The organism is Candidatus Halobonum tyrrellensis G22 (genome assembly GCF_000495475.1).
In the GTDB taxonomy this organism is placed as follows: Archaea; Halobacteriota; Halobacteria; order Halobacteriales; family Haloferacaceae; genus Halobonum; species Halobonum tyrrellense.
In genome coordinates, this window is the sequence record NZ_ASGZ01000002.1 from 34,341 (window position 1) to 46,576 (window position 12,236).

Here is a 12,236-nt window from a genome sequence, read left to right on the forward strand (position 1 = left end):
CGGCGGGCCACCACGCCTAACCCGGTCGCGGGCGACCCGGCGGATGTGACAGACCACCACCTGCAGGACGCCCGCGACGCGGTCGACCGCGCGACCGAGACGGCGGACGGGCCGGTCCGCGAGACGCTCCACTCGGTCCAAGACGCCATCGAGGCGCTCGGCCAGGCGGAGGGGACGGACGAGCCGTCCGACGAGTCGGACGAACTCGACGCGATCCAACAACAGCTCCGCGGCGCCGAAGACGAGGCGGGCGAGGAGACGACCGCCGATATCCGCGAGGCGCGCGACGCGTTCGCCGACTACCGCGAACAGCGCGACACCGAACTCTCCCAGTAGTCCGGTAGCGCGACCGCTCGCGACAGTAGGTCCGTCTCGATCCGTTCGAAGAAGAGGAAGGGGAAGCGCGGTCGACCGAACCGGCCGGTCAGGTCAGTCCTCTCGCCACTTGATGACTTCCTCGGAGCCGCAGTCGGGGCACTCCTCGGGGAGCCCGTCTTCGAGTTCGCCCATCTCGCCGCAGTTCTCACACCGCCACATGATGTACCCCTCGCCGAACTCCTGCCCCGGGTCGTGCTCCTGTTCGGAGCCGTAGAGGTTCTCGTCGTTGGTCTCGGCGGCCTGCGCGCTCTCGTCGTCGGGGACCGACACCTCCGCGTGTCCCTCGTCGTCGACGCTCTCTATCTCCGCGTTGGTGTCGACCTCGAACCCCTCGCTGGTGAGTCCGTCGATGACGCCCAGCCGGTTGCCCTCGTGGTCGTAGACGACGGAGCCAGTCTCGATCGGGATCGGGTCGTCGGACGCGTCCGGGGAGTCACTCATACCTCCGCTTGGTGCGGGACACGATTTACGTTAACGGCCGCACGGTGGTCCGGTCCGCCCGGGTCGACCGCCGCGCTCCATCGCCCCGGTCCGGCCGTCGTCGGCGGACCGACCCAGCGGGTCGGGGACGCGGTCGGCGGCGTCGGCTCACCTGGGCGTGTCGTACGCGTCGAGCGTCAGGTCCGACGGGTCGAGGGTGTAGTAGCGCTCCCAGGCGGGCGCGAGGCTCACGACGCGACAGCCCGCGACCTCCGTCTCGTGGTGTTCGTGGTGGTGACCGACGAGACAGAGGTCGGGGTCGAGCGCGTCGATCAGACCGTCGACGTGCTCACAGCCCGGGTCGTAGCCGTAGTACAGCAGGCCGTGGGGCGCCTCGTGGGTGACGAGCACGTCCACGTCGTCGAGTTCCGCCAACCGTTCGACGTCGTCGCGGACGAAGTGTCGCCGCCGGTCGCCCGCGAGTTCCGACCGCGGCTTGTCGTACTGGGTGGGCGCGTAGTTGCCCGACAGGCCGGCGACGCGCACCCCCTCCACGTCGGCCGCGGTGCTCGCGAGCAGGTGAGCGTTGCAGACGCCGTCGGGCGTCTCGCCCGCCCGGAGCGCGTCGACGGTGTCGTACGCCTCGTTGTTGCCCGCGACGAACCACGTCTCGACGGGGAGGTCGTACCACAGCAGGTCGCCGGCCTGGACCGCGACGTCGGCGTCGGCGGCGTCGTATGCGGCCGACAGCGCCGCGCGCTTGTCCGCCTCGTCGGCGTGTGCGTCCCCGAGTACCAGCATCGGCGGGGGTTGGGTCCCGGCCGGGGTAACCCCTCCGACGGGAGCGGGGATGAGAGGGGCGCCGCCGAGGGCGGGAGCGGTCGGCGTCGGTCGTCGCGCGCCGGCTGCGGGTCGCGACCCGCCCGGTTCCGGTCACGACGCCCCGCCCGCCGTAGAACGTATCCGAACGGCGGCCCCACGTGCGGGTGATGGCTCCCGACAGTCCCGACGCGGACGACGGGCGTACCGACGGCCGGACGCTCCAGTACACCACGGACGCGTGGACCGCCGAGAGCTTCGTCGACGACGCGAACGCGTACGTCGGCCACCCGCCCGAGTCGGAGTCGGAGGGCGACGGCGGACTGCTCCGGGTCGGCTTCCGCGACGACGACGAGGACCTCACCGAGGTGTCCGGCGAGGAGTTCCGCGAGGAGTTCGACGAGAAGGGGTTGGCGCTGGTCCGGTCGCCCGACGGGTCGGGCGTCGAGGGCGACCGGCCGCTCGCGCTGGTCGAACGGTCCGAGGTGAGCGAGGAGGCGGACGCCGACGCGTTCGAAGCGGGCGCCGAACTCGTGGACGTCGACGAGGCGAGGGAGTAGGGATGGACGCCGACTCGTTCGAGGCGGCGTACGAGGACGCCCTCGCCGACGTCCCAGACGAGCAGTTCGACCGCTCGCGGTTCGTCCCCGGCGTCGGTCCCGACGACGCCGACGTGATGCTGGTCGGGGAGGCGCCCGGCGCGGACGAAGTCGAGGCGGGCGAACCGTTCGTCGGCTCCGCCGGCGGCCGACTCGACGCGGCGCTCGACGACGCGGGCGTCGACCGGGCGGACCTGTACGTCACTAACTTGGTCAAGGTCCGCCCGCCGGAGAACCGCGACCCGCATCGCGCCGAGATAGACGCGTGGCTCCCGGTGCTCGACGCGGAGATACGGCGGGTCGACCCGGATCTCGTGGTCCCGTTGGGTTCGTTCGCCACCGAGGAACTGCTCGACGGGGACGCGAAGATATCCGAGGTCCACGGCGAGCGGTTCGAACGCGAGGGGTACGACGTCGTCCCGGCGTACCACCCCGCGGCGACGTTCTACAGCGACGAGGCGAAGGAGGCGTTCGCGGCGGACGTGGAGACGGTCTTCGGACGCGACGAGTAGCGAAGCGGCGAGAGGAGAGAACGGATCGGGGACGGGACGCCGGAGTCGAGCGGGTTACCGGTCGGAGTCGGCGTCGCCGTCGGGGCGGATCAGGTCCTCGTTCTTCCCGCGGGACGCGCCGAACAGCAGGTAGAGGACGACCGCGGCGATGCCCGCGAGCGCGGCCCGCGGCGAGAGCCGGCCCTGCGTGACCTGCGTGTAGAGGCTGGTCTCGGAGACGTGGCCGTCGTAGCTCCCCCGTTCGTCGAGGTCGCCGGTGGGTTCCTCGACGTTGTCGGGGGCGGCCGAACTCGTCGACTCGTCGGTCTTCTGGAGCGGGGTGAACACCGTCTCCATGACCGTGTCGACGAGTCCGGGCGCGTAGTGACCCACCTCCGAGATGGCCTTCGAGGCGCCCCCGACGTACACGTCGCGCTGGGGCGTCTCCGCCGCGTTCAAGATGGCGCGAGCGACCGTCTCGGGCGCGTACAGCGGCGGCGGGAGTCGGGCGTCCTCGTCCATGTGGCTGCGAGCGTGTTCGGGGTACGGCGTGTCTACCGACGCCGGCTTGACCAGCGTCACCGAGACGGGTGCACCCGCCTCCTCCAACTCCATCCGGAGCGCGTCGGTGAACCCCTTGACCGCGTGTTTCGACGCGGAGTAGCTCCCCTGCAGGGGGATCGCGCGGTCGGAGGCCAGACTCCCGAGGTTGACGATCGCACCGCCGCGCGGTTTGAGGCGGTCGGCGGCTTCGAGCGACCCCTGGAGCAGTCCCCAGACGTTGGTGTCGAACTGCTCGCGCATCTCCTCGACGGGCGTCTCCTCCAGTGTCCCGTAGAGGAACGCGCCCGCGACGTTGACCCAGGTGTCGAACCCGCCGTACGCCGCCTCGGCCTCGTCGGCGATCCGGGCAACGTCGTCGGGGTCGCGCACGTCCGCGACGACGTACGTCGCGTCGGCGCCGGCGGCGGTCAACTCGTCGGTCAACTCGCGGAGCGCGTCCTCGCTCCGCGCCGCGAGCACGAGGTTCGCCCCGCGGTCGGCGGCCTCGCGGGCGGTCGCCAGCCCGATGCCGGAGGTGGCGCCCACGATCACGATCGTCTGCCGTTCGACGGGCTTCAACTCGACGCTCACGCGTCGGCGAACTCCTCGACGAGCGTCTCACAGAACACCGGGAGGTCGTCGGGGTTGCGGCTGGTGATCACGCCGTCGTCGACGACCACCGCCTCGTCGACCCACTCGCCGCCCGCGTTCCGGAGGTCGGTCTCTAAGCTGTGAAAGGAGGTCAGGGTCCGGCCGTCGACCGCGTCCGCCTCGACCAGCGTCCACGGGCCGTGACAGATCACGCCGACCGGGCCGTCGTCCGCGAGGTGTTCACGCAGGAGCGAGACGGCGTCGTCGTCGGCGCGGAGTTTGTCCGCGCCCACCGTGCCGCCGGGGACCACCAGCGCGTCGTAGTCGTCGGCGGACGCCGCCGCGAACGTGCGGTCGACCGCGTACGACTCGCTCCACTCCAGGTCGTCGTTTACGGTCCTCGCCTCGCCCTCCTCGATCCCGAGGACGTCCACGTCCGCGCCCGCCTCGGAGACCGCCTCCTTCGACCGCGTGAACTCGACTTCCTCGGTTCCTTCCGGTGCGACGAAGACGCCCACGCTGACCCCGTCGAGGGAGTCGGAACTGGATTCGCTCACGTCCCGGGTAGGGGGAACGAACGGATAAGGAGCGGGCAAGCCGCTGCAAGCGCCGTCGGCCGTTCCGTGAGCCGACGGTCCCGCTCGCTACCCGCCGTTCCGTTTCGCTCGGCCGAACCGGAGTCCGTCGCGTGCCGGCCCAGCGCTGGGGGTCACACCCCGGCAGATTCAGGCTGAACGTTTAGCCGCGCGGAGACGGTACGGTCGCGTGTGGCCGACACACCCGACGTCGAGACGGTCGAGACCGGAGACGAGTACGTCCACGTCCGCTTTCGCGACCCCGACCGGTACGACGAGATCCGGACCCCCGACTGGGCCGACGACCCCGCCGAGTCCGTCTCGGCGGGGAGCGAGGTCCGGACCGGCAGGGTCGAGGGGAGCGACGAGTGGGAGGTCACGAGCGTGCTGATCGACAAACACGTCGGCGAGGAGAAGGCGAGAGAGCAGGCGCGCGAGATAGTCGAGACGATCGAGTCGTCGTGAGGCGCCGTGAGAGGAGTCGCGGGACGCCCCGAGAGCCGTGCGCGGACGAGTGTGCAGGGGTGTGCGTCGCGGCGTCCGGCCGCCCTCGATTACCCTGCCTTCCCGCGGCATCACTCTCGTAGCAGGGCTGTAGCGCCCGCCGGCCGGTCGACTCGTCTACTCGGGGGGTAGATCGCCGCTCCGGAGCGTCGGACGGCGCCACGGGTACGTATCGTCCAGCGAGGGGGGTCCCGGTGGGGACCCGTTTCTGCCCGCGCCGACCGGAGCGGACGCACCGAACCGACGAGCGGGGGCCGCCGAGCCGACGAGGCGACCGACGGAGTACGGGGTCGCCCGGGCGCGTCGGAACGCCCGTGACAGGGCCGGACGCGGCCGTCAGCGGAGCCGGATCCCTTACCCGTCCGGGCCGCCAACACGGTGTATGGAAACACCCCAGGCCCTCCGAGCGGTCGATCAGGGGGAGATCCCGGTCCGGAAGTACGAGTACGACGACGGGACCGTCATCGTCGCCGACTTCGGCGGCGTCGGCGACGACCCGTCGGTCGACGTCGTCGGCCGCACCGCCATCGTCGTCGGCGACGACGAACAGGTGGAGTTCGGCGTCCCCCCCGAGGCGACCGACGTCTCGATGAACGGCGGCGTGCTCACCATCGACGCCCGATAGCCGGCGGCACGACCGACGGTCCGAACCGAATCGTGGAACCGCGCCGTTCTTCGCGTTGCACCCGACCAGCGGTGCGACCGGGCGGCGTCAGCTACGCCCGGCCCGTCGGGTCCCGCGGGACCCGGGCGGTGTCCGAGGACCGTAGCGATACCGCCTGAGGAGTCGGTGGTTCGACCGGGAGGGAGACGCGACGGCCGTCGCTCCGGTCCCCGGAGCACCCCGTGCTCGTCGGAGGCGACGAGCGGGAACGAGGGGAGACGAGCGGCGACGACACGGTCGAGTCCACCCGCTCGGACTCGCCCGGGGACGCGAAGTAGCCCGAACAGCAGGAGTGTTCGAAGTGTCTAGGATACCCTGGATAGTGCAAATAGCCAAAATAGTTCGAATAGATGAGGCAGTCCGAATCGACACCGACCGGGTCGGCGTCGGCTCAGTCGGCCACGAGCAGGATCTTCCCCACGAACTCGCCCTCCTCGGCCGTCCGGTGCGCCTCGGCGACGTCGGCGAAGTCGAACCGCTCGGCGACGTGCGGTTCGACCGCGCCGTCGTCGACCAGCGACGCTATCTCGTCGAGTTCGTCGCCGACCCGCTCTTGGCGGTCGCCGAGCAGGACCGGCAGGATGACGAGCACGACCCCGAGTTCGAGCGAGTTGGCGTGCATCGGCGAGAGGTCCTGCGTCGAACTCGACTCGGTGGTGAGCACCGTCCCGTACGGTCGGACCGCCGCGAACGCGGTTTCGAGGTGGTCGTCGCCCACCGGGTCGAACACGGCGTCGAACCCGTCGCCGTCGGCGTACTCGTCGACGTACGACTCGACGTCGGTGTCGGTGTAGTCGACCGTCGCGTCGGCGCCGAGGTCGGCCGCGAACCGCCGCTTCTCCTCGGTGGCGCCGGTGGCGGTCACCCGGGCGCCGAAGTGGTCGGCGAGTTGGACGCCGACGTGGCCGACGCCGCCGCTCGCGCCGTAGACGATCACGCCGTCGTCCTCGCCGACGGTCGTCTTGTCGGCGAGCATCTCCCACGCGGTCAGCGCGACCACGGGGAGCGCGGCGGCGTCTTCGAGCGGGAGCGACTCGGGCGCGTGCGCGAACGTCCCCGCGTGGCCGACGACGTACTCCGCGAGCGCACCCTGCCGTCCCGCGCCGCCGGGCATCCCGTACACCTCGTCGCCCGCCTCGAACGCGTCGACGTCGTCGCCGACCGCGTCGACGACGCCCGACACGTCACAGCCGAGCCTGGCGGGCAGTTCGGGCGCGAAGTCGGGCAGGTCGCCCCGGCGGATCTTGTAGTCGACCGGATTGACGCTCGACGCCGCCACGTCGACGCGCACCTCCTCCGGTCCCGGGTCGGGCACCTCGACGCTCGTCCGCTCGAAGACGTTCGGGTCGCCGTACTCCTCGATCACGTAGGCGGTCATCTCCGTAGACACGCCCGGTGGTCGGGGCGCGAGCGGGGAATATCCCGCGCTGTCGGAGACATGCGATCCGGCTGGCTCGTCGACCCGGGGCGCTCACTCCTCGTCGGCGCCGCGCCCGGCCCGCCGGAGACGGACGACGAACACCGCCCCGCGGGGGTCGTTGTCCTCGATCCGGACGCTGCCGCCGTACTCGGAGACGAGCGTGTGGACCAAGTAGAGGCCGACGCCCGTACCCGAACTGTCGATGCCCTTCTCGTTCTTCCCGAACACCTCCATCTTGCGGTCGTCGGGGACGCCCGGCCCGTTGTCGGCGACCCGGACCGTCACCCGGTCGCCGTCGAGTCCGACGTCGACGACGACCAGGGGGTCGTCGGCGTCGTTGTGTTGGACCGCGTTGTTCAGCAGGTTGCGGAACACCGAGCCGAGCATCCCGTTGGCCGTCACATCCACGTCCGGCACCTCCCCGCACCGGAACTCCGCCTCGGGGAACGACTCCCGCCGGAGTTCGAGTTCGGTCTCGAGGTGCTCCGGATGATCCTGACCGAGGCGACGCTGATGGGCGCGCTCGGCGGCGTCGTCGGCGCGCTGCTGTTGCTCGCGGCGGGGCTGGTGATCTTCGACACGCTCACCGGGACCCCGCTCGCGGCGCTCGACTGGAGCAGCGCCCGGTATCCGGTGTACGGGTTCGGCTTCGCCGTGGTCGCGAGCGTGCTGAGCGGGATCTACCCCGCCTGGAAGGCAGCCAACGACCGCCCGGTCGACGCGCTCCGGAGCTAGCGATGACGGGACGCGCCGTCGTCCGCACGCCGCCCGCCCCGTCCGCCGTCCCCACGCCGTCCACCCCGTCGGCTCCGGCCGACGCCGCCAGGCGCTCGGGGGCGACCGGAGGGACCGATGCGTAGTCTACGGAGCGTCCGCGACGACGCGGCGCTCGGCCAGACGGTCCCGCTAGTCGCCGCCGCCGCGGCCGCCGCGGTGGTGGTGACGTACCTCGTCTCCGCGTACGTGTTCCCGGGGAGGGGCCGGGCGAGCCGAGGGGTCGACCCGTTCGGTCCCGTCCGCGGGCGCTACCGACCGCCCCGCTCGACCCCTCGGGCCGGGGCGGTCACCACGTCAGCCCCTCGTAGGTGAGTCCCTCGCGCCGGTCGACGACACGCCGGCCCTCGATCACCACCGGCTCCTGCATCGCGTCGAACTCCTCGTCGAGGGCGGCGAACTCGTCCCAGTCCGTGACGACGAGCGCCGCCGCGGCGCCGTCGAGCGCCGCCGCGGCCGAGGGGGCGTACTCGATGTCGGGGAAGTGCGCGCGCATGTTCTCGGTCGCGACGGGGTCGTACGCCGCGACCGTCGCCCCCCGCTCGCGGAGCCCCTCGACGACGGGGATCGCCCGGGAGTTCCGCACGTCGTCGGTTCCGGGCTTGAACGCGAGTCCCAGCACCGCGACCCGTTCGCCGTCGACGTCGGCGTGGTCGTCGAGGAGACCGAGCAGGCGCCGGGGCTGCCGGTCGTTCACCTCGGTCGCGGCGTCGAGCATCGTCGGTTCGTACCCCCGGTCGCGCGCCGCCGCCCGGATCGCCGCGGTGTCCTTGGGGAAACACGACCCGCCCCAGCCCACCCCGCTGTCGAGGAACCGCTCGCCGATGCGGTCGTCGAGACCGATCGCGTCCGCCACCTCGTAGGTGTCGACGCCGTACTCCTTACAGACGTTCCCGATGTCGTTGATCAGCGACAGCTTCGCGGCGAGGAAGCCGTTGTTGGCGTACTTGATCATCTCCGCCGTCCGGGTGTTCGTCTCGACGACGGGCGCGTCCGCGTTCGAGACGAGCGGGTCGAACACGTCGCGCATGTCGCCGAGCGCGCGGTCGTCGTCCGCGCCGAGGACCACCTTGTCGGGGTCGAGGAAGTCGCCGACCGCCGTCCCCTCCCGGAGGAACTCCGGGTTCATCCCGACGCCGAACGTCTCGCCCGCGGTCCCGCCGGTCGCCTCCGTCAGGATCGGCGTGATCACGTCCTCGGTCGACCCGGGGACGACCGTGCTCTTGACGACGACGGTGTGCCAGTCGGCGTTCGCGGCGAGCGTGTCGCCGAGTTGGGTCGCCCCCGCCTCCATGATCGAGAGGTCGATGCTCCCGTCGTCGTTCTGGGGGGTGGGGAGACAGAGGAACGTCACCTCGGTGTCGAGGACCGCCTCGTACTCCGTCGTCGCGCGCAGTCGGCCCGTTCCCCCCTCGCCCGCGTGTTCCGCGACGAGGTCGGGGAGTCGGTCCTCGTGGATCGGGACCTCCCCGGCGTTGATCGTCTCGACGACGTCCTCGTCGACGTCGACGTTCACGACCTCGTGGCCGAGTTCGGCGAAACAGGCCGCGATGGTCGTTCCGACGTAGCCGCTGCCGATGACGGAGATGCGCATCCGTTGGGGCGTTCGGGAATGTCGCATAAGAAGGGTCTGGTCACCGCGACGGGACCACGGCGGGGGAGCGGCCCGGTCGGCCCGGACAGCCCAGACAGCCCGGACGGCCCGAACGGTCGGTCACCGGCCGACGCGGCGAGCGCTATGGTCCCGAGCGACCCGTCGGTCCCCGGTCAGAACTCCCCGTTGACGATGGCCGAGACCCGATCGCGGTCGAACAGCGGTTCGTCGCCGAACGCGTCGGGGTAGAGTTCCCGTGCGGCGTGTTCGAGTTGAAAGAGGTGAATGATCGGTCCCTGGTAGGTCAGCCCGCCGTAGATCACGCGGTCCTCTCGGACGGCGGTGAGTTCGCTCGCCACCTCGTGGTCCTCCAGGTGCGAGACGACGTTCTCCTGGAAGTACTCCTCGGAGGTCTCGCCTTGGATCCTGACGACGATGGCGTCGGGGTCGATATCCAGGAGCGTCTCGAAGTCGACCGTCCCGCCGCCGGCCTGCGCGTCGGTGATACCGTTCCGTGCGAGCGCGTCACCCACCCCGAGGTCGCGCCACTGCTTCGACTGACCGCCCTCGCCGACGAGGTAGGGGTAGAACGTCTCGGGCGGGATCTCCGCGGGGTAGAGGACCGCGATGTCGGGTCTCTCCGCCGGGAGCGCCTCCTCGACGGTCGCGAGCACCTCGTCGTGGTACGACGCGAACGCCTCGTAGCGCTCGCGCTCCCGAAACACCTCCGCGACCTTCTCGAACGCCTCGTACAGCGAGTAGTAGCGGTAGTCGTGCCAGTCGTACACGCGCGTGAATATCGTGTTGCCGACGAAGGGGGCGACGTTCCCGCGGATCTCGTCGACGTCGGACTCGCTCCACCCCAGCCGGTTCACCACGAAGTTGGGGTCGATCAGGTGGACGTCCGCGTCGAGTTCGTAGAACACCTCCTTGCCGGTGCCGTCCTGCCAGAGCTGAGTCAACTCGCTCGCGTCGACCGAGACGCCCGACAGTTCCTCGTAGTGGTGGGTGCCGTAGCGGGCGCGGACGCCGATCGCCGACAGCCCGTCCGCCTGTCCGAGCGCGACCCCCATGTCCGCGTAGTCCGCCGTGTACGGGACCCACGTCTCGGGGACCGCGTCGAACTCGACGGTGCCCACCGGTTCCATCGTCACCGAGTAGCGCCCGCCGTCCGCGTCCGTGGCGGACTCCTCGGTCCCGGTTTCGGTTCCGGTTCCGGTCTCGGTTCCGGTCGCCGGCGCGGGTTCGGTCGTCCCGGTCGGCGCGTCGGTCGACCCGCCCTCGCTCGTTTCGACCGTCGATCCGCCGCCGTCGCCGGCGCAGCCAGCGAGGAGTCCGCCGATACCGACGCCGGCTCCCGCTTTCAGGAACCGACGCCGCGTCGCGTCGTCGCTCGGTCGTCGCGTCATGTTTTCGGCTAGCCTAAACACGGCAAGTACGTTTCGATCCGACGCCGCGCCGCGCCCCGGTGTCGACCGACACGGCGCGTCTCGACGGTCGTTCGGGACGAATACGGTCGTCTCACGCCGCTCGACCGAAACGGATATACTGGTTTAGGAACCCCTAAACGACGTGCCAGACGACAACGTTCGAGACCGCGGGACGACGCGGCGCGAGTACCTGAAGTACGGCGGTGCGGTCGCAGGCGGCGGGTTCCTCGCGGGCTGTTCGAGCGGCGGCGGCGGATCGACGACCGGCGCGGAGTCGACCACCGCGGACGCGACGGGGACCGATGCGGCCGAGACGACCGCGGACGCGACGGGGACCGACGCGGAGTCGACCGCCGAGACGGCCGCGGGCGACAGCTACACCGTGTCGATGTCGCCGGTCGGCGAGGTGGAGTTCCCCGCCGTCCCGGAGAACGTGATGGTGTACAGCCAGCTGTACGCCGACATGGCGGTGGCGTACGGCGCGGGCGACGCGGTCAACTCGATCGGGTTCAGCGCCGACGCCGCGGGGGCGCTGACCGCCTACTACGCGAAACTCGACGGCGTCGAGTTCGACCGCGAGGGGCTCGCGCAACTCAACAGCGGCGGGTCGGGGAACATCCAGGTGTCGAAGGAACTGCTGTACGAACTCGACTCGGACCTCCACCTGATGGACCCCGCGCTGATGCTGTCGTTCGACGGCTGGGAGATGGCCGACATCGAGGAGGTCCGCGAGAACGTCGCGCCGTGGTTCGGCAACGTCTACAGCCGGCGGAACACCGAACCGCCCGAGCCGTACCGCGACGACTACGAGTACTACACGCTCTGGGAGATCGCGGACAAGGTGTCGCAGGTGTTCCAACAGCGGTCGCGCTACGAGGAACTCGCGTCGATCCACGACGGGATGCTCTCTGAGATCGAGTCGAACCTGCCGGCGGAGGAGGAGCGGCCCGCGGTGGGTTCGGTGCTGTACATGAGCGAGACGTTCTACCCCTCGAAGATCAACACCGAGGGGTTCGCCACCGCGCACGTCCGGCCGCTCGGCGCGAACGACGCGTTCGTCGGCGAGGACGTGACCTACGAGACGTCGTACGACTTCGAGACGCTCCTGGAGATCGACCCGGACGTGATCCTCCACCGCTACGGCGTCGGCGACTACTACGACGTGAGCGCGATCCGCGAGGAGATCGCGGACCACCCCGTCGGCGGCCAGTTGTCCGCCATCGAGAACGACCGCTTTTACGCCTCGGCCGACCCGGTGCAGGGGCCGCTGATGAACCTGTTCCAGTTGGAGATGACCGCCAAACAGCTCTACCCCGAGCAGTTCGGCGAGTGGCCCGAGTACGACGGCGGAGCGTACCCCGAGATTCCCGAGGGAGAGCGACTGTTCGACCGCTCGCGCGTCGCGTCGATCGTGAACGGGGAGGCCTGACGAGT

General features: G+C 70.6%; 15 protein-coding genes. 7 read left to right on the top strand and 8 right to left on the bottom strand.

Going from position 1 to position 12,236, the window contains the following annotated elements; translation table 11 throughout:
• The first annotated feature begins 45 nt into the window (after positions 1–45).
• A complete protein-coding gene (locus K933_RS00300) occupies positions 46–336 on the top strand; it encodes a DUF7553 family protein (RefSeq protein WP_023392660.1) in 291 nt (96 codons plus the stop codon).
• A 93-nt stretch (positions 337–429) separates the two neighbouring features.
• On the opposite strand, the gene K933_RS00305 is transcribed toward K933_RS00300, so the two are convergent.
• Together K933_RS00305 and K933_RS00310 are read right to left on the bottom strand one after the other, a co-directional pair.
• Entirely contained in the window at positions 430–819 is a 390-nt protein-coding gene (locus tag K933_RS00305) for a DUF7130 family rubredoxin-like protein (RefSeq protein ID WP_023392661.1), read from the bottom strand.
• A 147-nt stretch (positions 820–966) separates the two neighbouring features.
• The gene (locus tag K933_RS00310; RefSeq protein WP_023392662.1) at positions 967–1,599 is read right to left on the bottom strand and encodes a metallophosphoesterase family protein; all 633 of its coding nucleotides are present in this window, start codon (positions 1,597–1,599) and stop codon (positions 967–969) included.
• Between the two features lie 188 nt (positions 1,600–1,787).
• Between K933_RS00310 and K933_RS00315 the strand changes: the two genes are divergently transcribed.
• Together K933_RS00315 and K933_RS00320 are read left to right on the top strand one after the other, a co-directional pair.
• Positions 1,788–2,177 (top strand): hypothetical protein, encoded by a 390-nt coding sequence (locus K933_RS00315; protein ID WP_023392663.1) that lies wholly within the window; start codon positions 1,788–1,790, stop codon positions 2,175–2,177.
• Between the two features lie 2 nt (positions 2,178–2,179).
• Positions 2,180–2,728 (top strand): uracil-DNA glycosylase, encoded by a 549-nt coding sequence (locus tag K933_RS00320; RefSeq protein WP_023392664.1) that lies wholly within the window; start codon positions 2,180–2,182, stop codon positions 2,726–2,728.
• A 54-nt stretch (positions 2,729–2,782) separates the two neighbouring features.
• On the opposite strand, the gene K933_RS00325 is transcribed toward K933_RS00320, so the two are convergent.
• The gene (locus K933_RS00325) at positions 2,783–3,841 is read right to left on the bottom strand and encodes an SDR family oxidoreductase (protein WP_023392665.1); all 1,059 of its coding nucleotides are present in this window, start codon (positions 3,839–3,841) and stop codon (positions 2,783–2,785) included.
• Positions 3,838–4,398, bottom strand: a complete 561-nt coding sequence (locus K933_RS00330) for a DJ-1/PfpI family protein (protein WP_023392666.1) — start codon at positions 4,396–4,398, stop codon at positions 3,838–3,840. Before K933_RS00330 ends, K933_RS00325 begins: the two co-directional genes overlap by 4 nt.
• Before the next feature lie 210 nt (positions 4,399–4,608).
• Between K933_RS00330 and K933_RS00335 the strand changes: the two genes are divergently transcribed.
• Together K933_RS00335 and K933_RS00340 are read left to right on the top strand one after the other, a co-directional pair.
• Entirely contained in the window at positions 4,609–4,881 is a 273-nt protein-coding gene (locus tag K933_RS00335; RefSeq protein ID WP_023392667.1) for a hypothetical protein, read from the top strand.
• 421 nt (positions 4,882–5,302) lie between these two features.
• Positions 5,303–5,545: a DUF7127 family protein gene (locus tag K933_RS00340; protein ID WP_023392668.1), complete on the top strand. Its 243-nt coding sequence runs from the start codon at positions 5,303–5,305 to the stop codon at positions 5,543–5,545.
• A 430-nt stretch (positions 5,546–5,975) separates the two neighbouring features.
• Here K933_RS00340 and K933_RS00345 read toward each other — a convergent pair whose 3' ends face one another.
• Together K933_RS00345 and K933_RS00350 are read right to left on the bottom strand one after the other, a co-directional pair.
• Entirely contained in the window at positions 5,976–6,974 is a 999-nt protein-coding gene (locus K933_RS00345) for a zinc-binding dehydrogenase (protein ID WP_235063398.1), read from the bottom strand.
• An 81-nt stretch (positions 6,975–7,055) separates the two neighbouring features.
• On the bottom strand, positions 7,056–7,412 hold the full coding sequence (locus tag K933_RS00350) for a sensor histidine kinase (protein WP_320408812.1): 357 nt from the start codon (positions 7,410–7,412) through the stop codon (positions 7,056–7,058).
• A gap of 81 nt (positions 7,413–7,493) precedes the next feature.
• On the opposite strand from K933_RS00350, the gene K933_RS00355 reads away from it, so the two are divergent.
• Entirely contained in the window at positions 7,494–7,739 is a 246-nt protein-coding gene (locus K933_RS00355; protein ID WP_049947406.1) for an FtsX-like permease family protein, read from the top strand.
• Positions 7,740–8,067: 328 nt separating this feature from the next.
• Here K933_RS00355 and aglM read toward each other — a convergent pair whose 3' ends face one another.
• Positions 8,068–9,372, bottom strand: coding sequence for a UDP-glucose 6-dehydrogenase AglM (gene aglM, locus K933_RS00360; RefSeq protein WP_023392672.1), 1,305 nt, complete (start codon positions 9,370–9,372; stop codon positions 8,068–8,070).
• Positions 9,373–9,545: 173 nt separating this feature from the next.
• Positions 9,546–10,781: an ABC transporter substrate-binding protein gene (locus K933_RS00365; RefSeq protein ID WP_023392673.1), complete on the bottom strand. Its 1,236-nt coding sequence runs from the start codon at positions 10,779–10,781 to the stop codon at positions 9,546–9,548.
• 163 nt (positions 10,782–10,944) lie between these two features.
• Here K933_RS00365 and K933_RS00370 point away from each other — a divergent pair, with 163 nt between their 5' ends.
• Positions 10,945–12,231: an ABC transporter substrate-binding protein gene (locus tag K933_RS00370; protein WP_023392674.1), complete on the top strand. Its 1,287-nt coding sequence runs from the start codon at positions 10,945–10,947 to the stop codon at positions 12,229–12,231.
• Positions 12,232–12,236: the final 5 nt, after the last annotated feature.